Origin of the sequence: Paenibacillus sp. Soil766 (assembly GCF_001428105.1) — a bacterium.
Lineage (GTDB): Bacteria > Bacillota > Bacilli > Paenibacillales > NBRC-103111 > Paenibacillus_E.
In genome coordinates, this window is the sequence record NZ_LMSJ01000058.1 from 264,085 (window position 1) to 287,632 (window position 23,548).

23 protein-coding genes are annotated in these 23,548 nt (G+C 45.8%); 3 read left to right on the forward strand and 20 right to left on the reverse strand.

The window, feature by feature from the left end; translation table 11 throughout:
- The first annotated feature begins 170 nt into the window (after nt 1-170).
- Both ASG89_RS32190 and ASG89_RS32195 read left to right on the forward strand, forming a co-directional pair.
- Nucleotides 171-464 carry a DUF3055 domain-containing protein gene (locus ASG89_RS32190; RefSeq protein WP_028556386.1) on the forward strand — a complete coding sequence of 98 codons (294 nt, stop codon included), beginning with the start codon at nt 171-173 and terminating at the stop codon, nt 462-464.
- A 52-nt stretch (nt 465-516) separates the two neighbouring features.
- On the forward strand, nt 517-834 hold the full coding sequence (locus tag ASG89_RS32195; protein WP_057315423.1) for a hypothetical protein: 318 nt from the start codon (nt 517-519) through the stop codon (nt 832-834).
- 57 nt (nt 835-891) lie between these two features.
- Here the strand turns inward: ASG89_RS32195 and ASG89_RS32200 are convergent, their stop codons facing one another.
- Entirely contained in the window at nt 892-2,376 is a 1,485-nt protein-coding gene (locus tag ASG89_RS32200; protein WP_057315424.1) for a tagaturonate epimerase family protein, read from the reverse strand.
- Nucleotides 2,377-2,553: 177 nt separating this feature from the next.
- Between ASG89_RS32200 and ASG89_RS32205 the strand changes: the two genes are divergently transcribed.
- On the forward strand, nt 2,554-3,402 hold the full coding sequence (locus ASG89_RS32205; protein WP_057315425.1) for an AraC family transcriptional regulator: 849 nt from the start codon (nt 2,554-2,556) through the stop codon (nt 3,400-3,402).
- 394 nt (nt 3,403-3,796) lie between these two features.
- Here the strand turns inward: ASG89_RS32205 and ASG89_RS32210 are convergent, their stop codons facing one another.
- The 19 genes from ASG89_RS32210 to cobU all read right to left on the reverse strand — a co-directional run bounded on the left by ASG89_RS32210 (nt 3,797) and on the right by cobU (nt 23,540).
- Nucleotides 3,797-5,137, reverse strand: coding sequence for an ABC transporter substrate-binding protein (locus ASG89_RS32210; RefSeq protein WP_057315426.1), 1,341 nt, complete (start codon nt 5,135-5,137; stop codon nt 3,797-3,799).
- Nucleotides 5,138-5,378: 241 nt separating this feature from the next.
- Nucleotides 5,379-6,248 carry a 5'-3' exonuclease gene (locus ASG89_RS32215; protein WP_082593743.1) on the reverse strand — a complete coding sequence of 290 codons (870 nt, stop codon included), beginning with the start codon at nt 6,246-6,248 and terminating at the stop codon, nt 5,379-5,381.
- 139 nt (nt 6,249-6,387) lie between these two features.
- The gene (locus ASG89_RS32220) at nt 6,388-6,570 is read right to left on the reverse strand and encodes a hypothetical protein (protein ID WP_057315428.1); all 183 of its coding nucleotides are present in this window, start codon (nt 6,568-6,570) and stop codon (nt 6,388-6,390) included.
- 263 nt (nt 6,571-6,833) lie between these two features.
- A complete protein-coding gene (gene ssuE / locus ASG89_RS32225; RefSeq protein ID WP_057315429.1) occupies nt 6,834-7,376 on the reverse strand; it encodes an NADPH-dependent FMN reductase in 543 nt (180 codons plus the stop codon).
- Nucleotides 7,377-7,540: 164 nt separating this feature from the next.
- Nucleotides 7,541-10,783 (reverse strand): glycosyltransferase family 39 protein, encoded by a 3,243-nt coding sequence (locus ASG89_RS32230; RefSeq protein ID WP_057315430.1) that lies wholly within the window; start codon nt 10,781-10,783, stop codon nt 7,541-7,543.
- Nucleotides 10,784-10,864: 81 nt separating this feature from the next.
- A complete protein-coding gene (locus ASG89_RS32235; RefSeq protein ID WP_057315431.1) occupies nt 10,865-11,092 on the reverse strand; it encodes a hypothetical protein in 228 nt (75 codons plus the stop codon).
- Between the two features lie 194 nt (nt 11,093-11,286).
- Nucleotides 11,287-11,478, reverse strand: coding sequence for a hypothetical protein (locus tag ASG89_RS32240; protein WP_056609441.1), 192 nt, complete (start codon nt 11,476-11,478; stop codon nt 11,287-11,289).
- A 180-nt stretch (nt 11,479-11,658) separates the two neighbouring features.
- The gene (locus ASG89_RS32245; protein ID WP_057315432.1) at nt 11,659-12,834 is read right to left on the reverse strand and encodes a DNA sulfur modification protein DndB; all 1,176 of its coding nucleotides are present in this window, start codon (nt 12,832-12,834) and stop codon (nt 11,659-11,661) included.
- The gene (locus ASG89_RS32250; protein WP_057315433.1) at nt 12,834-14,000 is read right to left on the reverse strand and encodes a DNA sulfur modification protein DndB; all 1,167 of its coding nucleotides are present in this window, start codon (nt 13,998-14,000) and stop codon (nt 12,834-12,836) included. The genes ASG89_RS32245 and ASG89_RS32250 overlap by 1 nt, the downstream gene beginning before the upstream one ends.
- A gap of 91 nt (nt 14,001-14,091) precedes the next feature.
- Nucleotides 14,092-15,267 carry an aminotransferase class I/II-fold pyridoxal phosphate-dependent enzyme gene (locus ASG89_RS32255; RefSeq protein ID WP_057315434.1) on the reverse strand — a complete coding sequence of 392 codons (1,176 nt, stop codon included), beginning with the start codon at nt 15,265-15,267 and terminating at the stop codon, nt 14,092-14,094.
- A gap of 31 nt (nt 15,268-15,298) precedes the next feature.
- On the reverse strand, nt 15,299-16,399 hold the full coding sequence (locus tag ASG89_RS32260) for a site-2 protease family protein (RefSeq protein WP_057315435.1): 1,101 nt from the start codon (nt 16,397-16,399) through the stop codon (nt 15,299-15,301).
- Between the two features lie 7 nt (nt 16,400-16,406).
- Complete coding sequence (locus ASG89_RS32265; protein WP_057315436.1) at nt 16,407-16,772, reverse strand: arsenate reductase family protein; 366 nt, start codon at nt 16,770-16,772, stop codon at nt 16,407-16,409.
- A 127-nt stretch (nt 16,773-16,899) separates the two neighbouring features.
- Nucleotides 16,900-17,841 (reverse strand): RluA family pseudouridine synthase, encoded by a 942-nt coding sequence (locus tag ASG89_RS32270; protein ID WP_057315437.1) that lies wholly within the window; start codon nt 17,839-17,841, stop codon nt 16,900-16,902.
- Nucleotides 17,838-18,407: a cob(I)yrinic acid a,c-diamide adenosyltransferase gene (locus tag ASG89_RS32275; protein WP_057315438.1), complete on the reverse strand. Its 570-nt coding sequence runs from the start codon at nt 18,405-18,407 to the stop codon at nt 17,838-17,840. The genes ASG89_RS32270 and ASG89_RS32275 overlap by 4 nt, the downstream gene beginning before the upstream one ends.
- A 1-nt stretch (nt 18,408) precedes the next feature.
- Nucleotides 18,409-20,001, reverse strand: coding sequence for a cobyric acid synthase (locus ASG89_RS38055; RefSeq protein ID WP_057315439.1), 1,593 nt, complete (start codon nt 19,999-20,001; stop codon nt 18,409-18,411).
- Nucleotides 19,994-21,100, reverse strand: a complete 1,107-nt coding sequence (cobD, locus tag ASG89_RS38060; RefSeq protein ID WP_057315440.1) for a threonine-phosphate decarboxylase CobD — start codon at nt 21,098-21,100, stop codon at nt 19,994-19,996. The genes ASG89_RS38055 and cobD overlap by 8 nt, the downstream gene beginning before the upstream one ends.
- 40 nt (nt 21,101-21,140) lie before the next feature.
- On the reverse strand, nt 21,141-21,962 hold the full coding sequence (gene cobS, locus ASG89_RS32290; RefSeq protein ID WP_063868254.1) for an adenosylcobinamide-GDP ribazoletransferase: 822 nt from the start codon (nt 21,960-21,962) through the stop codon (nt 21,141-21,143).
- A complete protein-coding gene (gene cbiB / locus ASG89_RS32295; protein WP_057315441.1) occupies nt 21,938-22,936 on the reverse strand; it encodes an adenosylcobinamide-phosphate synthase CbiB in 999 nt (332 codons plus the stop codon). Before cbiB ends, cobS begins: the two co-directional genes overlap by 25 nt.
- A 40-nt stretch (nt 22,937-22,976) precedes the next feature.
- Complete coding sequence (gene cobU, locus ASG89_RS32300) at nt 22,977-23,540, reverse strand: bifunctional adenosylcobinamide kinase/adenosylcobinamide-phosphate guanylyltransferase (RefSeq protein WP_057315442.1); 564 nt, start codon at nt 23,538-23,540, stop codon at nt 22,977-22,979.
- Nucleotides 23,541-23,548: the final 8 nt, after the last annotated feature.

The following is a 23,548-nucleotide window of genomic DNA, read 5'->3' on the forward strand; positions in this document are numbered from 1 at the left end:
TTTAAGAAAAACGAAAAAGCACCTCTTCCGCCTGTTAGGGCAGAAAAGGTGCTTCCTTTTTCTAATATCCAAATCATACCATGTTTGTCAGTTAGGCGCAAGAACCGTTTTGCCCCCAGGCCCTTATCGGTTATAATAGGAGCATACTAGAAAGAGAATGGAGGGCACTCATGTCTGATTATGACTTTTTATATGATCATCAAGAAGAAACAACAACGCGATTTGTCTGTTTCGTTGGTAAAGCCTTACACCGCTTTGACCTCGCTATTATGACAACGACACGTTACTATGGCAAAAAGCTGGTCATCGATTTGCAATCGGGACGCAGCGCGGTTATTGGGCCGGATGATTTGGACGAGGAAGGCTACCTCGAGCATGTGTTTAAGATTAATGAGGAACAAGCACAAGAGCTTACTGAATTCCTATCCCAAATTATCGGTTCCATCCATTTCACGGATATTTAAGGGATTGTCGGGGGACACTGGAAAAAGCATAACCTGACAAGGAGGCTTATCCATGCGTAAGAAGACACAATACACCAACAAAATTGAGGGATTAGGCTTCCTCTCAGAAGACCGCCTCGCTGCCTACACGGACCTCGAGACGGTAGAATCGCAGCGGAATGACATGATCCCCGAGGAATTTCCGGAAGGGCCCTATGGCACAAGTATGATGTCAGAATCCCTTGGGAAAAGTACCCCTTGGCGAGAGGATCAACGCCCTACCAACCGTTTTGCTTATGAGAATCGTGAGCTGCACGAAGGTATTACAAGGGACTATCCTGGAGCAGATGATGCACTCGATAACGATCATTCTACGGAGGGCTTGTCCTAAAACAACGAAACGCCGCGAACATCAAGTAATATGATGTTTGCGGCGTTTTTTTGTTGCTTATTTACCCAGTAGTTCCAAGTGTCTGCCGATATGATGACGAAGTCCTTCTGCGAAGGTATCTTCTTGCTCAGCTAATGTTTGGAAGAATTCATCTGCAAATGTGCGGCTTCCGTCTTCATTTTTCGCTTGAAGAAGCAAACCATACGTGATGTGCAGCAATTGACGTGCATTATTTTCTTCCATGTAATCAGGCAACTGCGCATCTGATACAGCGCTAAGTGGCGCGATCGCGCTAATATCCGTCGTTACATGGTAGTACGCTGTCGCTTCGACAAAGTGATCCAGTGCGTATTGGTGCATGCGGCGATAAAGCGTAGGATTTACTTTCGCTACAACACGTACCGCTTCGAGCCAATTCGTACCGGCTGTTTTGATGTGGAACAAGCCATTCGTGTATTGCCCGATCAATGGGAACACGCTGAATTTATCACTGCCGGAATGGATGCTTAGCTTATATTCAAAATGAACAGCAATCGCCGCATGACTAGCTAGCTCACGCTCAAATTGCGCGATATCTCCAATGTAGTCGATCCCTTTTTGGAATTCGCCGCAGAAACGTGGCGCCATGCTGAAAATCGCAACTCCGCGATCACGAAGCTCATTCGCAACTAAATAGTGTGCCTCAGGGGAAGTCGGTGTCGCTGTTTCATCAATGGAAATTTCGAAATCAACCGCACGATCAAGTGTAACGATATATTTGCGGTAGATCGCTTCCATGAAATTAATAGCTGCATCATAGATCAATACATCTTTCTTCAAAGCTTCTGCAGTGTAGGCAAGAGTAGCTCCTGGCACATTTGGTGCTGTTTGCAGGTAGCGCTCTTCATAGCGGCTGCGCAAGCTAGCAGGTAGTTGCTCGTATTTCGCTGCGATTTCTGCTTCGCTCATGGATTCAATCGTGTTGTCGATATTCTCGGAGCAATCTAAAGTCAACATCGTGAAACCAAGACGCAACGCGTACTCGATGTCTTCTTCTTTCTTCAAGTGGTCACCGTCAGCGCCGTATCCATCTGTGTAGCCCTCTTGTAGAACCGCATAAGCCGCTGCATCCAATACATCCTCATAGGTGCGACCTGTCAAAGCAAGCTCACGAATACTTTGTTGCGCCAAAACAGGACGAATATCTTTGCCGCGAATCGTTTGGATATGACCAGGACTTGCGATTCCAAGTCGGTCGCCTAATCCCATTGTCGCTACTTGTGTTCCGAACGCTTGTGGCGCTGTGTATGGCAAAAATTGATTGATAATCAAGCGATTTTCATGTGTTAGCAGTGCTACTTTCTCGCCATCTACGACTTCTCCTTGCAGTTGGTCGAACAATTCGCCAGATCCCACGACGATTAGTCGTTTCCCCTCTGTTGTACGTACCATCAACAATGTTGTATCTCCCACTTGAGTTAAGGAAGATGTGTACACTTTAATAACTTCGGATGAGAACTCGTTTACTTTCCCTGCGCGTACTGCCTCTATAAGTGCGTTCATGATCAATTTCCTCCTATTTGTGCAAGCGTTTGCTATTCCATCTATACATCCATTTTATCGCAAGTAAGGAGCGTTTTCTCATCATCTATTCCTATTTTACCCAAAAACTATTCATATTTTTCACTAAAATTTATGATATACTTCAGTTACCTCATTTCCAAACAAGGAGCAGCGCCTATGTCACGTACCGTCACCTTCGGCAATGAAGATGAAGGCCCTTTTTACATCCAACATATTCATCGCTCTGGCCCTTTCGAGCGGACCCAGCACATGCATGATATGTACGAACTCTATTATTTATACGAAGGAGAACGCATGTATTTCATTCGTGATCGTTCCTATCTCATTCTTCCAGGAGATTTGGTTCTCATCAATCGACGTGAACTTCATGCCACTTCTGACTCAGATAAACTCGGTCATGCGAGAGTTGTTATTAACTTTAGCGACAGCATTTTGGAAAAAACAAAAGAAGAGGCTCCTTTCTTGCTGGATGCATTCACGCATGATACGCCTGTATTGCGGCTTGATTTCCCTACTCGGCGGCTTGTTGAAGACATGCTAGGGAAATTAATTCATGAAGCCAAGGAGCCCGCGATGGGGCAGACTTTTGCCATCACACACTTTTTAATCGAGTTGTTATTATTCACGGCACGTTTCGTTCGCATACATCCCGTCACTTCGCCAGAACACGTTTCTCCTCTCCACCGGAAAATATCCACCATCGTACGATTTATCAACGCTCATTTCGCTGAACCGATACGACTGGAGGAGCTTGCAGAACGATTCGAAATCAGCTCCGCTTATTTAAGCCGGATGTTCAAGGAAATTACTGGATTTTCGCTGGTTGAATATGTGAATCTTGTTCGCGTACAAGAAGCTCAACGGCTGCTGGCAACAACGAAGCTCAAAGTCATCGTAATCGCTGAACAAGTTGGCTTCGGCTCCCTCGTCCAATTCGGACGTGTGTTCCGTCAAATGACGAAAATGACACCACTGCGTTATCGGCAGTCGGCTGTTTTGACATAGTAAAGTCAAGTTGAGCTCCTCACCTCTTGATAACTTTTCACCTGAGGCTGCATTAGTCCGATATTTTCTTACTAAAAGGAGGATTACTTGTAAAAATGGCCATTAGTCCGATTCTGCCGAATTATTTACCCATTTTCCTTGAGTGAGAGTTCTTTATGGTGATTTAGTTCGGCTAATTAGGACTAAATTGAATTTCATGACGCGAATCGTGAGATTAATTCGGCAATTTCGGACTACATGCCATCTGGGGAGTAAGCTGATATGAATATGTCAATCATTTCGATATAACCAGCACAGCAGTAGTTTCTGGAGAAGTGAAATACGTAAAACAGTACCCACAGTACGAACACTTTTTGATAGTGTCGACCATGAGTACCTGTTTCTAGATCATGTATTACTTTTTATTTTTCTCCAAAATAACTGTTGCATCTTTACGGAAAGCGGCAGCTGCCTCTTGAACCGTTATTTTCTTGTACAAAATTTTCTCTCCTGTATCCTTCAACAGCTTCTCAATTTCAATGGAGCCCACTGGATTCGGAGGATCCATAGGTGAACTGTTTTTCTCAGCCCATGCGACATAGTCAAATACTTTGATTTCATTCGGGCTCAAAAGTGGCTTCAAAGCTTCTTTCACTTTGGAAGCTACAGGTACGCCGCGCTCGCCTTTAATAATTTTGTTCGCTTCAATATCATTGATCCAGAAATCAATAAATTTAGCAGCTTCTTCTTGTGCTTTGGAACTGCTGGATACGGACCAGTACATACTTGGTTTCAAGAACAAGCCTTTATTCGCATCTGGACCTGGCATTGGCTGCAGAACAAGATCACGTTTAGCTGCGTTTGCTAGACCAATATATTGATTAGACCAACCATTGGAGGAAATGGAGTTCCCTAAAGTCATTTCATCATCCTCAGGAGTGCCTTTCTTTTGTGCAGCTTTATCTAGTGGCAGCAAGACGCCAGCATCATACCATTTTTGAATACGATTAAAATAATCGATAAACATCTTATCGTCGGTATAGCCTAGTGCTGTACCTTCCGCGTTATACATTTTTTGACCAAGTGTACGCAAATAGTAAGGGAAGAAAACATCATCCCGGAAGCCGCCCATGATTTTACCCGCAGCTTTCGCTTTCGTAGCCATCGCGTCCATATCGCTCCACGTCCAGTTCTTCTCTGGCGTCGCGATGCCTGCTTTTTTCAACATCTCAAAATCCATCATGCTAGTTAAAGCATTAACCCCTAAGTTCATAGCGACGAGCTTCCCGCCCACTTGACCACCTGATAAAGCATTCGGGCTTACATCATCCACATTAAGAACTTTGCTTTTTGTAAAAGTCGTCAAATCCGCTAATTGGTTTCTTCCACCGTATTGTGTCAAATATGAGATGTCCATCTGTATAATATCTGGCAGTTGATTCGCAGCTGCTTGTGGAGCAAGCTTCTTCCAATAATCATCGAAAGCCGCATACTCAGCTTCAATTTTCACGTTCGGATGTGCTTTCTCATACATTTCGATAACTTTCAGCGTATAATCGTGGCGCGCTTGACCGCCCCACCAGGCCATGCGAAGCTTTACTGGTTCCTTACTTGCACTTACTGTTGCACTAGGAGTCGTTGCTGTAGTTGGCGCTGTTGTAGCTCCTCCACTTTGGTTACTAGATGTACCCGAAGAACAAGCGGTTGCTGTGAAAATCATGGATAATGACATTAATGTGACTACTGCCTTTTTCATGGTTTTTCTCCCCTTTATACATACATTTCGGAAACCGTAATCGCTTACATTTCTATTATCAGCTATAAAATAACATTCGGTAATTAAAAAAACCGTCATCTTTGTTCAATTTTCAGTTTCTAATACACATTGCATAACAATAAACCAATAGCCCCCACCATTCCCCTATTTTATTAGGGGCAAGGCTTTCCCAAGAAAAAAAGACAGTACCCGATTACAGGCACTGTCCCTATTTGAAGTCTTATCCGATCAATTTTATTAATCCTTTGTACGCAATTTCATCGAATTTGCTAATGACCTTCTCCCGATCCATTGCCCAGGCGCAATCTTCAAGCGCACAAGCGACCGGTGCATCCAGGCGTATTGTTGCCAAATCAAGCGAAAGGTGCAGCATTTCCAGCTCAGCCTCGATCTTCGCACGCACGCCCTTCGGAAGTGCAGCTAAGTTCTCTAGGATGCCAGCTATGTTCACATATTCATTGAGCAATTTGGTCGCCGTTTTCTCCCCAATTCCTTTGACCCCTGGATAATTATCTGCAGTATCACCCGTTAATCCCTTCAGATCAATGATTTGAGCTGGAGTTAGGCTTTTCTCTTCCATCAGTGTTTCTAGCGTATACACCATGTAGTTGGATTGCCCTTTTTTCATAATAATAACTTCGGTATTCTCATCCACCAGTTGGAGCATATCATGATCCCCGGTTAGGATCTGGACTTTCGTGTGAGGGCTGTAGGAACGAGCCAACGTGCCGATACAATCATCAGCTTCATAGCCAACAACACCGATATTCGGGATGTTAAAGCTGGCTGTCACTTCTTTAACCAAATCAAATTGTGGGATTAACTCTTCAGGGGCAGGTCCGCGATTTGCTTTGTACGCTTCGAATTTCTCCGTACGAAAGGTCTTGCTCCCCATATCCCAACAACACACAACGTGTGTCGGTTTGAACGTACCGATCGCGTCGAGCAAATATTTCAGAAATCCGTATACACCGTTGATTGGTACGCCGTTCTCAGTTCTCATGATGTAACCACTAGATGAAGTAGCATAAAAACCGCGAAATAATAAAGCCATGCCGTCTACAAGTAATGTTCGATTTATATTTTCCATAAGTACACTCCACATGTTTAATTAAATAACTCTATTAAAGATACCAGACCTTCTCCAGAATGGATATACCTTTAGTCGAAATTATCTACGAAAAACACCCGCCATATATTGGTCGTCTGTATGGAATGCGCTCTAGCTTCTAGCATTTGGTAAGTTCAATGATTTCCTGACCATAGATGGGCAGCAATAAGACACAAGCACCCTCTTGCAATTCACGTCCTGAGAATGTTCCAACTTCGCAATCCGTGAATAACAGTGTTACTTGATAGGTAAACTCAGGCTTCACCCAAGGGATATACACAACACAAGATTCGGATTCCACATCTCCCTATCTTGTTAGCTTTTTCATCCGTTTCTGGACTCACTATATCGTCTATAAATCCCCCGTTCAATCGCCAATTTTCGTTAAAATCCCGATTTTCAACTCTAGTTAACTACGATTCTAAAAATGATGAAAATCAACAAAATAGCGATTATTGGATGTTTGCATTATTCAACTCCACTTTAACGCAAAAAAAGGAGTGTCCCTCGGTCATGAAGACCTTCTGAGACAACTCCTATTCCTTTATAGCAAGCTTATTACTATTAGCGGCTCGTATGCCATTTAATTTCTTGGATGAATTCCGTTACGGATTCCTTCAAACGGGAAGTGATTTCATCATCAAGAATTGCTTGTCCTTGATCTCCCCATGTTACTTGTTTATCAAGTACATACACGCCTTGCAAAATGTTCTGTGCACCGAGGACTGACAATACCGGTTTGAGTGCATAATCAATCGCTAGCAAGTGCGCGTAGGTTCCTCCAACCGCTAATGGAAGTACAATTTTACGCTCGAGTCCTTTTTGCGGCAGCAGATCCAAGAATGCTTTCAACACACCTGTGTAGGAAGCTTTGTAGACTGGCGTAGCTACGAATACAGCGTCGGCATCTGCCACACGCTTACTCGCTTCAACAATGGCTGCACTGTCGAACTTGGCATATAACAAATCCTCAGGGGGCAGGTCGCGAACCTTGATCCAATCTACTTCCAAACCCGCTTGCTCAAGCTCGCTCTTCGCCACTTCAATTACACCATGTAATCGGGAGGTAGGGGTTGGACTTCCTGAAATAATTACTACTTTAGACATTTAATTCACGCTCCATTAGCATTTTGTGGTAAAAAAAGAGACTCTGTCTCTATGTTTTCGATACATAGCGAGAGTCTCCTTCTGTTCGGTCGACTTATTTTAATTCAAAGTAATTCACTTGGAATTATATTACCATGGCTTCGAATGGACGTCAATCCGTCATCTCAAAAGAAATTCCAGCCCGGCATCCATCGTAAAAAGAACGAGTATTTTGCCGGTATAATCATCCCCGATAGAATCGGGTAGAACAGTGCGAATAGCACGAAGACGGCGGCTAAGTAGCCGTAGACCCATCTTCTCCGTTGCAGCGGATCTTGCTCCAAATAGTCCTTGATGTAGTAGGTCAAGATCAGAACTAGGAACGGTACCATAGCAAAATAGTGATAAATAAACGTAAGTCGCGGCACTAACATCCATGGCAGGTACTGTGAGCAGTAGGCAATGAGCAGCACTCGCAGCAATTTATCCTTGCGTTTGAACGCGAGATAGAAAGACATCAGCACAGCAAGAAAGCCTGGCCACCATACTAGCGGATTCCCGAATGAAACGATGCTCGAAAGCATACCCTGCGGCATCAGCTTCGCTTGATAATACCAGATCGGGCGTATCATCATCGGCCATTCCCACCATGGTGAGGAGAACGGGTGCGTAGCAACCAGATCCTTATGGTATTTGTACATATGTACCTGATAAGTCACAACATCCTTCAACTGATGTCCAGGACCTGGCACCATCATGAAAGGAATATAGGATAATGTGTAGACTCCTAACGGCACAATAACAAACATGAGTACGCACCACAGGATAGTAAGCAGTGTATTTCGTACGAAAAGCTTCTGTACGCGAAGGAGCTTCGTGGATTCCTCAGCAGAGAGAAGATCTTCATAAACGCTTTCACTCTCCTCCACTTCCCATTCATCACGACTATTCTCCCTCAATACCCGCTTGGCAAATTGGTATTCTCTATACCGCTCCCACAGCGAGATGAATAATAGGACGGCCAAGCCGGCACCGCCGTATATGACGATCCATTTGGAAGCAGCACCGATGCCGAAGAATAACCCTGAAAGTCCCAGTGGGATTAGTGTCGCCCAAAGCTTTTCACGGAAGAAGCTCAACGTCGTGTAGCGATACATGAAATAGAACATCAGCATAATGAAAAACACACCGTACACATCAATCGTGGAAATTCGTGTTTGGGCGAAATGCATGAAATCAAAGCTAAGTAAAAAGGCAGCAATAAGGGCATATTCGGAACGGCCAAACATCCGCTTAGCGAACACATACATAATAGGAATCATGCCTACACCGAATAGTGTACCAATAATACGCCAGCCAAAAGGGTTTAAACCGAACACGTTAATACCGATGGAAATGAATATTTTGCCCAGCGGCGGATGTGTGCTTTCATAAGGCTCGATCTTGTTGAGATGCTCATAAGCTGTTCTTGCATGGTAAATTTCATCGAAATAAGTACCATTCATATAGGAAGGCGTATACGGGACGACACTTGCCTCATCAAATAAATGTTCAGTTGTCCCCTTATCGGAGGCATCGACATCCACTTCCTTCACGCTAGCGATCGGTAAAGGTGTCGTTCCCCCATCCCCAAAAATCCCGATTTCATGAAGATGCAGCTTCGCACTCTCTTGCGTGTCGATTACAAGCTTCACATATCGTGCTTCTTTATTAGCTTCTACCGTATGCCAAGTGAACACCTTCGTATGGTCAGATTTAACTGCCATGGCGTCCTGCCACTGTTCACCATCCTTCGAAAACCAATAGGAGTAAGCGCCTTCCCCGACTCCAGCAAAACTATTAATACGTGTAATCTGATGCGGGCTGCCAAGATCAGCAATAACCGTTTCTCCTCCACGTGATGGCTGCCAGAAAGTCGTTGGATCCTTATGTCCGCCGAGATGGAACAGCGCAATGATCGTATACACTACCACAAGAGCTCCTAGATACAGCGCATCTTTACGTGAGAAGAAGCGCCCGCGCTTACTTCTTTCTATATGATCCTCTGTAGGATGGAAAACCGCTTTCCATAGCGAGGTCTCTCTTACATTCGTTGCTTTCACTTGGGGGTCATCTTCCGCTGGAAGCACTTCGAGCTTGTTGTCAACTAGAGGTTTCGTCTCCTCCATAGTCTCATCCTGATCTGATTTCACGAAAAGCCTCCATCCCAATATACAAGCATAGACAAACATCATAACATTGATCGCCGAAATCGTCAGCATCAAAGAATTGTATCGCGGAATGTGATAGTCCTGATGAAAGCTCCGAAGGAGCACATCGCCAATGTTGATAAAATGCGTGATGCTAAAGCCAATAAACAACCATAGAATCCGGCGATCCTTCAAATAAATGAAGCTCGTTAATGCTAACAATAAGCCATAGTGTAAATAGCGCTCATGCATTTTGGTCATACACATAAACATAGCCGTGATAAATAAGAACGATATGTATAACACGGCACCTCGCCGCTCCTTACCTAGCCAGTAAAGCAGACACACATAGAGAATGGACAACACCATCAATACAAGTCCAATCCATTTATAAGACAAATGCCAGAATCCACTATTGATGTCCACGAAGTTCCCGCCAAGAAGTGCAAACAAATTAAACGCATTGAGCGATGCATACGGATAAGAAGCTAACGTGCCCGAATACAAGTCAATCATCCAACCATAGCCTCTACCCATTGCAAAAGGAAGTGCGAGTACGACCATGGTGGCGATGCCTGTCAGAACGCTTAATAGCCAGACCATCACATTGCGTGCCCGTATCACATCGAGTAATAAGAAGATGCCGAACAGCAGCGCCTGCGGTTTAAGTAGCAATGCAAGTGCGATAAAAAAAGCGGCTTGCGGTAGTTTGCCTTTCATCTGCATCAATAATGTAGCCACAATAAACAGCATGAAAAAAGAATCCACCTGTCCCCATACAGCGGAATTCGCCCAAATAGCTGGGTTGAAGGCAAATAGAGCAGCAATCCAGAGCGCCTGCTTCCATGAACGTGCACCTTCGTGCTTGCTAATCGCTAGACGGAATAACAGATAAACCGTTCCAAGATCTGCAAGGATTGCGGGCAGCTTAAGGATGAGTAAGGAACTCCCACTTTCCCAGGGAATAGACAGCTTATGATGTACAAAGCCCACAACGTATAGGACATACATGTAGCCAGGGGGATAATCCAGAAAATAATTTTTGGCATTCGTATATAAGTCCTTCAAACCTACCGTGTAAGCGCGGTCTGCCCAGGCCATGAACGTTCGCACGTCCGTATCATAACCCACCCATGTGGTGGCCAATACAAGTCGAAGTATGAGAGCAATCAGAAGCATGAATCCTAAAAGAAAGAATGTATAGGGAGCTACTCCCCGTTGCTTGAACCAGCTGACCATGCGACATCTCCTTAGCTTTGAACTATCCTCATTATACCTGTCCACACTCTTGCAGAAAAGGAAAAAAGCACCGACGATTAGTCAGTGCTTGGGTTCAATCTTTTCGATGCGCTCACAAATGTCATGCAACCACTCATAATCCCCTGTCAGGGAGGCGCAGAGCGATAAATTTTCTAGTTTTAACCTGTTCCAAACATAGGTCGCATTAGCTTCCATGCATAGCATTAATTCCTCTTGCTCGCCTCGAGTTAGCTCCCGGGCTCTGCGTAGTGTCCATAATTCCGCCATACGTTGATGAACGGCTAACATCGTTGTTACCTCCCTGCTCCATGGAGTCGCTTTCATTAGCTAGTATGGACAAAGTAAGGAGACTCGAAACAGGAAATCATCAAAGTCTACCTGAGTGCCTTACTCTATTATTGTCATTGCTTTATGTGAATGAAGAAAGCAAGAGAGCTCGTCCGCTCTCTTGCTATTCTATTGCTTTCAATTAGGCATAATCATTAAGGAATATGAACCACAGCAATTTTATCAATTGGGAAATAGAATACTGTACCAGCGCCATTCGCAATAACAACATTACCGTTTTGGATACCTAGAAATCTACCTTGATGATTCGGTGTAGTACCTGCGTGAATTGTGATAACTGTTCCAAGTCCAACATGAGCCAAAGTAGCATATACGGAGCAACTCATTGTGTTTTCCTCCCTTCGAACTTTATATGATATCTTATGCATGCTCTTTATTTTTGATATAGACAAATGAATACTAGGGTGCGTATATTTTGAGATTAATGAGTTCAAGTAGGTTATTAAAAATAGAAAAGAACCCTTTCAATCTCAATAAATTGAGATCGAAAGGGTTCTTGGGCTTTCTTATGCAGAGGATACTTCTTCGGAATCACTAGCGGAATCCGTGCCTTCTAGGAAGAATTGCACGAGTTTCACATGTTTTTTCAACGATTTCTCGTGAATAAGGTTGATTTTGCCATTATCCAACGAGCCGAATACATAGATTAGCTCTTCGTTGTCATGTGACCAATCGAAGCCCTCTAGCAATTGTAAAGACTGAGTCCACTCATCATTGTATTCGCCATTCGGGAATAAGAAGCGATTCGCATACAGTGCAATACTCTCTTGAATTACACGATTCGCGGAAGTATATTGCGCCAATCCTGGTTGCTCTGGCATCATTGGCAGAATCGTATTGAAGAATTGATGCAAGATTTCAACATAAGTTGATGGATCATGTCTAATTTTACGTTGCAGTTCATAAGAAGGCTGCATTCTACCAGAGAAAAGCATCGTCGCCGTCGCATACAACCAGCTGAAACATGTAAAGTTACGGTTAAAGGAGGTCAAATTACTACGTCTCTCCACACCTGCTGCCTTCAGATACACATTATGATCCACAACTTGCTGAATAACCAGATTAAGCGGATCGATAGAATCGAAGGAATGTCCGAGTTCCTTACTAACTAGCTGCACTTTGGAGTTGATATCGCCAAATAGCTGCTGTTCTTCTTCCTCCGTTAAGCCGATATAGATTTGCACAGCAAGCTGTGTTTCCATCAGGTCCAAACGTCTGCCTTCAAGTTGATTAATCGTGCCTTCTGTTTCCTCAACCTCTTGCTTAACTTCTGCATCATCACTAAACTTCCGTTGCTTAATTTTCAGCAGCGCCAGCTTCTTCTCGTAGCGACGTACTTCTTTCTGCATCTGATCATTCACATAACCAAGGGCTAGGATCCGATGCTGACCATCCAGGATGGAAAGCTTCGAGCCATGGCGCAATAGGAACTCCTTCGCACCCTTAGAGAGTTGATTCACCTCGCGAAGCGATAGAGTGACAGGACCGAAGAAAACATGGTCTAGCTCGCGTTCTTGCAAATAAGTAGAGATCTTCCGGCGCTGCATATTACTCAGCTTACGTTGAACCATCGGATCGATCATCGTATAATTCAGCAAGTCCTGAACGCGCAAGGCTACAGTCGCGAGACCGAACTTTTCGCAGAAAGGATGGATAGTCATTTTTAGGCGTAATCCTTCCATTAGCTCACGTCCTCCTTATTAGCAAAACTAGCTTTATAGTCGTCAGCTTCACTGATCAGGAACGCATTCTGATCTTGATAGAAGCTCTTAATATGGTTGTAAGCCTTCATGATCCGGGTACGTCTTGGCAGACGATCCTTCTCTTCCCCAGCATAAATACTATTCCAGTTCACATGCGGTAATATTTTCAATGCATGCTCAAGTGCATAGCGATTAAAGCTGCCTGTTTTCGTCGCTTCTTCATGCATGAAGAGAGCTAACGCAATTTGGATATTCTCAGACCACACGATTTCACCTTTAGTCGGTGAAGGTAAATGCGTCAATAATCCGTTGAAATATCCGCCAGCTAGCGAAATAAGCTCCTGCAGATCCTTATCTGCATATTGATAGTTGTTATTACGAGCTGCAGATTTCATTCGCCCTTCAAACAATCCCACTAGAATTTCAATTAACAAGTGGTAGGAGAATAAATACTCCGGCGACTTGCCGCGCTCGGAGAACATATCGACAGTCAGCTTCTGCATCGCAGGCGCTTTCGCTGCTAGCTCCGTGGCTGCTACATGATAGAATCGGCGTTGATCACGAAGAACAGCCAAGTTACCTCCAAGCTTACGAGGAAGCTTGTTAATGTCAGAGAACAATTGACGTTCCTGACGCGCATTAATGTCTAAATATGTCATAGTTGAGATAGGGAACGCATATAAACGGCGTAGCTTCTCCGTAATCTCATCCATTTTATCATATTCACGGCGATCTTTGGCTCGTGCCATCTGACTTTGCAGCGTTTCCATAATCCGTTGGAAAGCTGCTAAGCGATGCTGACCGTCAACAACATACAATTTCTCAATTGGCTGTAAGCGGAGGGCTTGTTGGTCTTCATCATAATGTCCTGCGCCTCTTGCTGAGAAAATGATGCCAGGGAAATAGATTGGCTGGCGATCTTCCAAATATAAATTCACATAGTCAATTAACTTAGAGAGGTTCCGCGGAATGATCGCACGTTGTACTTCTAAATCCACCTCAAAAATAGAAAATAGTTTGCTAATAGGTAATGTAGCAGCGATTGTCGCTTGACCGAACGTCTGTCCTAAAATTCCGGGAATCTCTACGTACGATGACGGCTTCTGCTCAGCTAACAGCTCCGATAGTGAAGAAATGGCATCCATATACTTACCCCTTTCAACGTATAAATTTTCGTCTCAACCTTATACCTAAATATGTCTCTCATTCTCCTATTTTTACCAAAATCTCTAACTTTCATTCTAAGGTCCGAAGCCAATCTCCTATTCGCCTTGCTGCCTCAAGTAATCGAGCTTCTTCTTGCACTAAAGCAATACGGACAAATCCTTCTCCTTCAGCGCCAAATGCATCGCCAGGTATGACAACAACACCTGTCTGAAATAACATTTCCCGGGAAATTTGTCGAGACGTCCACCCCTTAGGGATTGGAGCCCAAATAAACATCGTTGCTTTCGGCGGTGGAATGATCCAACCCGCATCATTTAGTGCCGAAATAAATAAATTTCGTCTTTTCTCATACCTACTTGAGACAGAATGATCGCTTTCCATATCTTCTTCTAATGCTGCAATACCTGCTGCTTGTATAGCCCCAAACACCCCGTAATCAATATTCGATTTCAGCGTCTTCAGTGCCTTAACGGCATCCTCATGACCGGTTAGAAATGCGATGCGACAACCAGCCATATTGAAGCTTTTCGATAAAGAATGGAATTCAATAGCAACCTCCTTAGCACCTTCAATCTCCAAAATACTCATGGGTTTATAGCCATCAAAAGCCATTTCGGAATAGGCAAGATCATGTACTATAAGCAAATCATGCTTCTTCGCATATGAAATCAAATACTCAAAGAAAGCACGATCTGCAACAGCAGACAACGGATTGCTTGGATAGTTAAGCAAGATGAATTTCGCCTTAGCAGCCACGTCATCTGGAATGTCTTCTAGTTGGGGTAAAAAATCATTTGCTGCACGCAGCGGTAATAAATAGGGGTCAACCCCTGCCAAAACAAGACTTGCCGAATATATAGGATAACCTGGATCAGGGACAATGGCTATATCCCCAGGATCACAGATAGAAAGCGCTAAGTGAGCAAGCCCATCTTGTGAGCCCATTAAGGTTAAGATTTCCGTTTCAGCATTAAGCTGGACACCGAAGCGATAGTTATACCATTTGGCTACCGCTTCGCGAAAGGCCAAACTTCCTTCAGATGTTGGGTAACCGTAATGTGCAGGATTACGAACTGCCTCTGCCATTGCGTCCAAAATGCGATCAGAGGGAGGCAGGTCAGGACTTCCTATACCTAAATCTATGACGTCAACCCCTTGGTTCATAACCTCTCTCTTCCATTGCGCTACTTCCGAAAAAATAGCCGAGCCTAGCTGCTGCAGCCGTCTAGATCCTTTAAATGTCATGGATAGCTTCCTCATTATGTGAAATGTGATGTTAGGTAATGATGCCGACCTGATGAACAAGTCTTATCATATAAAGTAGAAATAAGATTAATACCAAATACGAAATCCCAAACTTCCAGCGAGTCTTAACGGGTACTTCATAATAACTCTCTTGCATCCCTAGTGGTGAGTACTCCACTTGAACCTGAAGACCTAGGTGCAAGCCGTCCTCTTTATTCATCCGTTCTGCTTTTACTAATTGCACTCTCTTCACAATCGCTTGCACAGGCAAATAGGCGTGCCCTTCGAATCCAATCGCTGGCCATGACATATTCAAGGTTTGTCGGCCCGCACCTGGTCCTTGCAATTCCGAATAGGTGATATAGTCCAAGTCACGCGTATGACTCTCACCTGGGATCATATAACCTTGTTGCAGCAAATGATTGGCTGGAAATTCGAATCGTGTAGCAACGGTTACGCGCTCTTCTTTGTGGCGATACCGCACGTATTTCTTGTACAAATCCCAGGCAAACATCGCCCATATGATCAAGAAAATAATCTTACTCGAGAAATAGCTATCGAGATACACAATGAGGATGAGCCCGCCAACTAAACCAACCAACCATAACCAGCGTGTTACGGCTGTTGAGATTCGCCCGCCATCCAAGGGGTGTATAGGCAGCAAGTTAATCAGATTCAGATAAAATGCAGCGTAGGCAACAGAAACGATCACTGCTGAATCCAAATACACACCTACACCAAAAGCGGCTACGCCTCCTAGAGTCCCTAGAACAGGACCTCCAATGCCTATGAAGGCTTCTGTCGCTGCATCCGTTGGATTTTTTTTCATCGTGATCAACGCACCGAGAAATGGGATGAAGACCGGTGCTGAGACGGGTAAACCCTTCATCTTCGCTGCAAGCACATGACCTAACTCATGGATGAGGATCATAAGTACCAGGCCAATCGCAAACGGCAATGGCGCCAAGTACGCGTAAGCCCAGATCGTGATAAACATCGAGATGACAGCGCCGCCAACTTTCCCAAACTTCAAAGCGGCAAGCAGCAGCTTGCCTTGCGATAAGAGAACAGCGATGAATCCGCCGATGGCCAGTGGTGACTTCTTGCGTGTTGGTTTCTGGTTGTCTTCCACGTCCTTATCACCCTTTCGCCCAAACGTCCTCAAACACATCTTCTTTGAAGCCTACGGTCACTTTGTGACCATCGGTTACAATAGGTCGCTTAATTAATCGCCCATTCGAAGCTAACAAATCAAGCATTTGTTCTTGTGACATACCTGGCAGCTTATCTTTCAAATTCATCTCTTTGTAAACATCCCCTGATGTATTGAAAAACTTCTTAATCGCAAAGCCACTTAGCTGAAGCAAATCTGCTAGCTCCTTCGCTGAAGGCGGCGTTTCAAATAGGGCGACCTGGTCTGTAATCTCAATTTCGTGTGCTTTCAGCCACTTTACTGTACTCCTGCACGTCCCACATTTATCGTAACCATACACTTTAACTCCCACGTTGTAATAACTCCTTTATGCCGTATGATGATTAATTAGAACTAATTAAAATTTTGGGCTAATTGCTAAGGAAAGTCAAGTAATTGCAAAGAAAAACCATCCATAAATTGGCATGGTTTTCGATTTTTTACCTTTTTTCGGCTAACCATTGCTCAAGTTCGGATAAATCGGCAGGTAACGGCGCGTTAAATTCGGTCCATTCCCTTGTACCTGGATGCACAAAGGCCAGTTTAAACGCATGCAACGCCTGACGATGCAACCGATCGCTGGCTTCAAGTTCAGCTGCATCGTCTCCGAACTGCTCCAGCGTGTACATCTTATCCCCTAACAGCGGATGGCCCAAATGGCGCATATGCACACGAATCTGATGCGTACGACCCGTTTCCAGCCAAATTCGAACGAGTGCTCCCTTCTCGAATTGTCTCACAACCTCATAATGCGTCACCGCATGGTATCCATCGGGACGTACAATCCTTACATGAGGTTGCTCCGGATCCCGATCAATAGGCTCATTGATCGTCCCTGAAGGTGAGGCTACCGTGCCCCAGACGAATGCGAGGTACTCTTTTTTCACGAGATGCTGAATCATTTGCTCGGAAATTTGCTGATGTACATAAGGTGTTTTGGCAATGGCCAGGACGCCAGAGGTTTCTTGATCTAGTCGATGTACCGGACGGAACCGGCACGTAATCCCCGCTTGCTGCCAGTGATACACGACCCCATTCGCAATCGTATTCACATAATGACCATGTGTTGGATGGACAATGATGCCCGCATCCTTAGCAAGGATGAGCAGATGCTCATCTTCGTGAAGAATATGCAGCGGGAGATCTTGAGGCAGAATATCCTCAGATTGCTCTTCTTCCATCCGAATTTCTACACGGTCGCCAGCCTTCACTTTGATATTGATGTACTGCCTTTCCCCGTTAACCGTAATCCCTTGCTCAGTAAGCTTGATGCGAGATAACAATTTTCGTGAGACCATCAATCTTTTTTGCAGCACCGTTTTGAGAATAAAGCCTTCTTCCTCTGGCGGGACAACGTATACTAATGGTTCATAATAACTCATGATTTACGTTTAAACACCTCAGCACTGCGTATGTATTCTACATCAGCAATTCCCTCACGGAAGTTTGCTGTACGAGCAATCGTGAAGAAAAAGTCCGACAACCGGTTCAAATATCGGCGAACCTCGGGATTAATCTCCTGTGTGCGGGCAAGTGTAACGACAAGACGTTCGGCTCTCCGGCAAACCGTACGACAAACATGTAACGAAGAGGATACCGTCCCGCCACCAGGCAAAATAAAACGAGTGATATCTGGCGTCACGGCGTCATATTTATCAATCCAAACTTCTAACGCATCTACCATATCTGCCGTTACTTTATAAGGGTGCAAATCCTGTTTCAGCAGCGCAAGATCGGAACCGCAGTCAAACAACTCATGTTGAACCTGCAGCAACTCAGGCAATAAATCCGGGTATTTCTGCGGATCCATGAAGCTCATCGCTTGACCTAGAAAGCTATTCAGCTCATCTGTCGTTCCATAGGCCTCGACGCGATCATCATCTTTGTCCACACGTCCACCAATCACACCAGTTTGGCCAGCATCTCCCGTACGCGTATAAATTTTCATCTTAGAACCCCTCCCGTTTCGTAGGATGTGTGATATCCATCATCTCATAAACTCGCTTCATATCCAAGTGAGCTCGTACATGGTCAGCTAATCGATCAAACGCAGCTTCTCGGCGTTCCTTATAACGTAGTCCTTGTAGGATAGGAGTTAAACCCTTATGTAATCGAATCTCATTTAACCAAGCTCTACGGAAATCATCATTGTGCAAAATTCCATGGATGTATGTTCCCCACACTCGGCCATCTAGTGAGGTTGCTCCATCATGATGTGAGCATGTTTCAAGAGGCTCCGTTGACTCTGTGCTTAATTGAGGAGCTATCTGGAAAGGAGGTACGGTTTCATGCACATACTGCGTCCGTCCCATGTGGATTTCATAGCCGTCGATTACTAAATTCGATGCGAAAAGCGTGCTGACACCCTGTACCCTTACAGTTCGTTTATCCGGCGTGAACACCGTTTCTGTTGGAAGCAAACCTAAGCCTTCAAGCTCAGCATGCTCCGACTCATACCTGCCAGGATCCAAGAGTGTGACACCTAGCATTTGGTAACCTGCACAAATACCTACGATCCACCCCTTCTCCTCATGAGCAAAAGAAACTAATCGCGCAGCGAGACCCGACTCCTTCAGATAATGTAAGTCTTCCATCGTATTCTTACTTCCTGGAAGTAAAACGACGTCCGGCTCTCCCCATTGGGCGAGATGCTCAATATAACGGAAATGCACATCGGATTCCTCTTGGAGTGGATCGAAGTCTGTAAAGTTAGACAAGCGGGGCAAGCGAATTACTGCGATGTCCAATTGATCTGCTTGTTTTCCTTGACTGCTCGGGGATCTTCTGGTTTGTGCACGTTTGGAATCAAGTGAAGCCGAGTCTTCGTCCTCAATACCCAGCTGCTGCATATAAGGAATGACACCAAGAACTGGCTTCCCTGTACGCTCTTCCAGCCAATCTAAGCCTGGCTTCAGCAGACTGACATCCCCCCGAAATTTATTAATGATAAAGCCTTGCACCCGATCTCGTTCCTCTGGGGTCAAGATGTCAAGCGTTCCCACAATCGAAGCAAACACCCCGCCACGATCAATATCAGCGACCAACAGAACCGGTGAATCTGCCCAACCAGCAAGCCTCATATTGACAATGTCGCGATCTTTCAGATTGACCTCTGCTGGACTTCCTGCCCCTTCCAGTACCACAATGTCATATTCGCTGCGTACGCGTTCTAAGGCATCTTTCACGATCGCTTCCGCTTGTGGCAGATAAGACTCTCTATACGTCCTTGCATCCAAATCTGCATAAGGCTTACCATGAACAACAACTTGTGCGACCATGTCTTGCTTAGGCTTGAGCAGAATCGGGTTCATATCTGTTGTAGCGACAATTCGGCAAGCATCTGCTTGCACACCCTGCGCCCTGCCTATTTCTTTGCCATCGAACGTGATGTAAGAATTGAGGGACATATTTTGCGATTTAAAAGGCGCTGTCTGCCAGCCGTCCTGTAAGAAAATACGGCATAAGGCAGCCGTAAGAATACTTTTGCCAACATCAGAAGCTGTACCTTGAATCATAAGAACCGCTGATTTGGATTCACGCATGGCCTGTACCTCCGCTTCTTGTTAGTTCGTTCATCATATTGCGTAAGGCTTGTAATAACCGCTCATTATCCTCACGAAGACGAATGGCTACGCGACAATAACGTTCATTCAGCCCTTCGAATAACGATGCATCCCGAATCAGAATTCCTTGGCGACCCATAACCTGTTGGGCCTGTTTGACGCTAATCCCACTCGACACCGGAAATGAAAATAACAAGAAGTTCACATCACTTGGTACAACTTCCAAGCCAATGTGGCGCAGCTGCTCGATTAGCCAAGGCTTCTCAATGCTCAGCCATTCTCTCGTAGATTGTTCAAATGCTTCATCTTCCAGAACCGCAACCCCCATACGTTGAGCCAAATAGTTCACACTCCACTGTACCTGCTGCTGTCGCAGTTGTGTAATGAGATCAGGGTGAGCTACCATAAAACCTAAACGAATGCCTGGGATCGAATAAAACTTTGTCATCGAACGAATCACAATGAGGTCTTGGCTTGTTGAGGCGAGTTTCAGTATCGAATGCTCTGACTCCTGTGGAACAAAATCCATAAAAGCCTCATCCAACACAAGCTTCCGCTGACTCTGAAGCAGATTGCTTAGTACGTTGCGAGGAATCAGTTTGCCTGTCGGATTATTGGGATGCCCGAGGAAAAACAAATCAAGAGCTGGCAGCACTGCTTCCACATCCTGCCATTGTAGTTCGAATTGATTTTGAGGGAGTAGGGGGATATTGGCTAGCTTGCCACCCGTCTTGTGAACCGCTTCCTCGTATTCGCTAAAAGACGGCCTAGCAAGCCCCGTCGTATTTGGCTTAACTACACGGATGATCAAATCAATTAGCTCTGCGGCACCATTTCCAACTAAAATACTCTCCGGATCAATCTCGTATTTCTGAGCTAGCTTTCGACGAAGCTCACGTACAGCAGGATCTGGGTATTTGACAATATCGCGCCAACTCGCTGTTAGAATCTCCTTGACCACGTCAGGCGGCCCCAGAGGGTTCATATTCGAACTGTAATCCAGAAACTGTTCCTTCGGCAGATGCCAAGCTTCCTCCGCTGTCCACAGATCACCTCCGTGTCCGTAACGCTCTAACATATATAGTCATTCCTTTCACGAAAAGATTACAGACCCTATCCTACAAGCCAATGATTACGATGACAGCTAGCAAAAGCACACTTTCCAGCAGCTCATTTAAAGCGCCATACGTATCTCCGGTAAGTCCGCCAAGCTTGGAGGAGATATAAGCTGCAATCCCGCCTCCTACTAGCCTGGTGATGGTCATAAAACTTAGAACAATACTCCAGCTCGGTAACGAAGTAGGGTTTGTGGTGCAAATACATAGCGTGGTTGTTAATAGGGCTACTATAAGTGATACTGTGACATGCGTGCTGTTTACACCACGGAACAGACTGCCTAACCCCGAATTCGGCCTTGCGTAAGGCCACATTCGAATAGCTGCAACCATGAACCAACGACTCCATATGGGAACGATAGCCAGTAGGACAAGCAGACTTCCTTGTCCCTCTGCTTGACTGGCATCCAACAAAGTATAGAGCAAGGAAAATTTTAGTAATAGATGCAGGACACACACAATAACGCCCATCGCACCGACACGGCTATCCTTCATAATCTCGAGCATTTGCTCGCGAGGACGGTGACTGAGGATCCCATCTGCGGTATCCATTAGGCCATCTAGATGCAGTCCGCCTGTGAGGATAACCCAGATCGTTAGAAGCAAAACAGCTGCCGGCATGGTTGGCAGAACGTAGGAAAGCTCAGCTCCTGCCAACATGAGAAGCAATCCGATCACGAAGCCAACAAGCGGGTAATAGATAGAGCTGCGCTGAAACACGCGCTCCGTATAATCAATCTGCACCGGAATCGGCAGACGCGTCAGGAATTGAAAGGCGGCTAGACAGGCTCGCAGCCAGTCTACCAAAGCATGAGTACGACGCACAGGAGTCCTCCCATCACTACAAAACTTACGCCGTAGAGCATACTAACGGCGTTCACGATATCCCGCTGCGTTCGCGGACGCAGCGGCCAGCCCAGGCGGGCGCGCTCACTCGCCGCGCCGCCATAGACGTTCAGCCCGCCGAGCTCGATCCCGAGTGCCCCGGCTACCGCCGACTCCGGGATCCCGCTGTTCGGGCTGGGGTGTAGATGCGCGAAGCGGCGAATCGCCGCCGCCGCGCGCGGTGCGGAGAGGCCCGGCTTCGCCAGGGCCACGAGGATGAGCAGGATCCCGGTGAGCCGCGCCGGAATCCAGTTCAGGGCGTCGTCCCAGCGGGCCGACGCGGTACCGAAATGACGGTATCTGTCATTTCGGTAGCCGACCATCGAATCCAGCGTATTCGATGCACGGTAGAGCATCGCCAGCGGCGCACCGCCGATGAGCGCATAGAACAAGGGCGCGATGACCGCGTCCACGATGTTCTCCGCGACCGTCTCCACGACGGCTCGCGTGAGCTCCTCCTCGTGGAGCGCATCCGTATCCCGGCCTACGATGTAGCCGGTGTACTTGCGAGCATCCGCGAGATTGCCTGTACGCAGCGGATTGTAGACCAAATACGCGGCATCCTTTAAGCCTTTGATCGCCACCGTCGTGGAGATCAGCCACGTTGACACGGCGTACCCTAGCCAGGGATGAATATCATTTGCGAAATGGACCAGCACAAGTACAACAACAAAGCTCAGTGTAATTGTAGAAAGCATGAGCAAGAGGCCTTTCGCTCGCAGGCGTGAAGGGTGTTCATCCTTCTGGTTGCTTGATGTAACTTTCCGTGGATGCAACCTATCCTCCACCCATCGTATCCAGCGTCCAATAATAATAACAGGATGAGTGGGCCATTTCGGATCACCAATCAGCCAGTCCAATGCTATTGCAGTTGCCGTCATCCAGACGATTTCCTGCCATGAATATATCCACATAAGGGCTTCACCATTCCGTACTTACTTCAAGTATCTATATCTATTCGTCTAACATATAAGCTCTACTTTTTAATTCGATCGGGATACCGACTGTGACCAGAAACACCTGCTGACAAGCTTCGGCCACGCGCTGATTCATCCGTCCAGCCAAATCTCTGAATTGGCGGCCAAGCGGATATTCAGGCACAATACCATCCCCTACCTCATTCGTAACTAAGATAAGTTGTCCACTGTAGGAGGACACGACATTCACGAGCTCGTCAATTTGATCGGATACGAGTTGAACCGCATTGCTCTCCTGCTCGTAGTAGAGCAGCCAGTTCGTCAGCCATAGCGTCAGGCAGTCCACTAACACCACAGCACCCTCACCGCTCTTGTGAAGCTGCGTGAGACAGTCTCGCAACGCATACGGTTCCTCCCGAGTTTCCCAAGGGAATCCCGAATGGTGCCTCTGCTGCTGATGCAAACCTATCCGCTCCCTCATTTCCTCATCGTAGATGTGGGAGGTCGCAAGGTAAATCCCCTGCTTGCCGCGATGCATCGTCAGCTTCTCCGCGAAGGAGCTTTTGCCGCTTCGCGCCCCGCCCGTTACCAGAACCGCCATCGTGTTCG

Coding starts and splice junctions, on each gene's coding strand:
- ASG89_RS32275 (WP_057315438.1), bottom strand. CDS start 18,407: ATGAAAATTTATACGCGTACGGGAGATGCTGGCCAAACTGGTGTGATT.
- ASG89_RS32215 (WP_082593743.1), bottom strand. CDS start 6,248: ATGGAAAATATAAATCGAACATTACTTGTAGACGGCATGGCTTTATTA.
- ASG89_RS32230 (WP_057315430.1), bottom strand. CDS start 10,783: ATGGTCAGCTGGTTCAAGCAACGGGGAGTAGCTCCCTATACATTCTTT.
- ASG89_RS32245 (WP_057315432.1), bottom strand. CDS start 12,834: ATGGAAGGATTACGCCTAAAAATGACTATCCATCCTTTCTGCGAAAAG.
- ASG89_RS32190 (WP_028556386.1), top strand. CDS start 171: ATGTCTGATTATGACTTTTTATATGATCATCAAGAAGAAACAACAACG.
- cobU (WP_057315442.1), bottom strand. CDS start 23,540: ATGGCGGTTCTGGTAACGGGCGGGGCGCGAAGCGGCAAAAGCTCCTTC.
- ssuE (WP_057315429.1), bottom strand. CDS start 7,376: ATGTCTAAAGTAGTAATTATTTCAGGAAGTCCAACCCCTACCTCCCGA.
- ASG89_RS32240 (WP_056609441.1), bottom strand. CDS start 11,478: ATGAGTTGCTCCGTATATGCTACTTTGGCTCATGTTGGACTTGGAACA.
- cobD (WP_057315440.1), bottom strand. CDS start 21,100: ATGTTAGAGCGTTACGGACACGGAGGTGATCTGTGGACAGCGGAGGAA.
- ASG89_RS38055 (WP_057315439.1), bottom strand. CDS start 20,001: ATGCGTGAATCCAAATCAGCGGTTCTTATGATTCAAGGTACAGCTTCT.
- ASG89_RS32200 (WP_057315424.1), bottom strand. CDS start 2,376: ATGAACGCACTTATAGAGGCAGTACGCGCAGGGAAAGTAAACGAGTTC.
- ASG89_RS32270 (WP_057315437.1), bottom strand. CDS start 17,841: ATGAGTTATTATGAACCATTAGTATACGTTGTCCCGCCAGAGGAAGAA.
- cbiB (WP_057315441.1), bottom strand. CDS start 22,936: ATGTGGATATATTCATGGCAGGAAATCGTCTGGATGACGGCAACTGCA.
- ASG89_RS32210 (WP_057315426.1), bottom strand. CDS start 5,137: ATGAAAAAGGCAGTAGTCACATTAATGTCATTATCCATGATTTTCACA.
- ASG89_RS32195 (WP_057315423.1), top strand. CDS start 517: ATGCGTAAGAAGACACAATACACCAACAAAATTGAGGGATTAGGCTTC.
- ASG89_RS32255 (WP_057315434.1), bottom strand. CDS start 15,267: ATGACATTTAAAGGATCTAGACGGCTGCAGCAGCTAGGCTCGGCTATT.
- ASG89_RS32205 (WP_057315425.1), top strand. CDS start 2,554: ATGTCACGTACCGTCACCTTCGGCAATGAAGATGAAGGCCCTTTTTAC.
- ASG89_RS32235 (WP_057315431.1), bottom strand. CDS start 11,092: ATGTTAGCCGTTCATCAACGTATGGCGGAATTATGGACACTACGCAGA.
- ASG89_RS32250 (WP_057315433.1), bottom strand. CDS start 14,000: ATGGATGCCATTTCTTCACTATCGGAGCTGTTAGCTGAGCAGAAGCCG.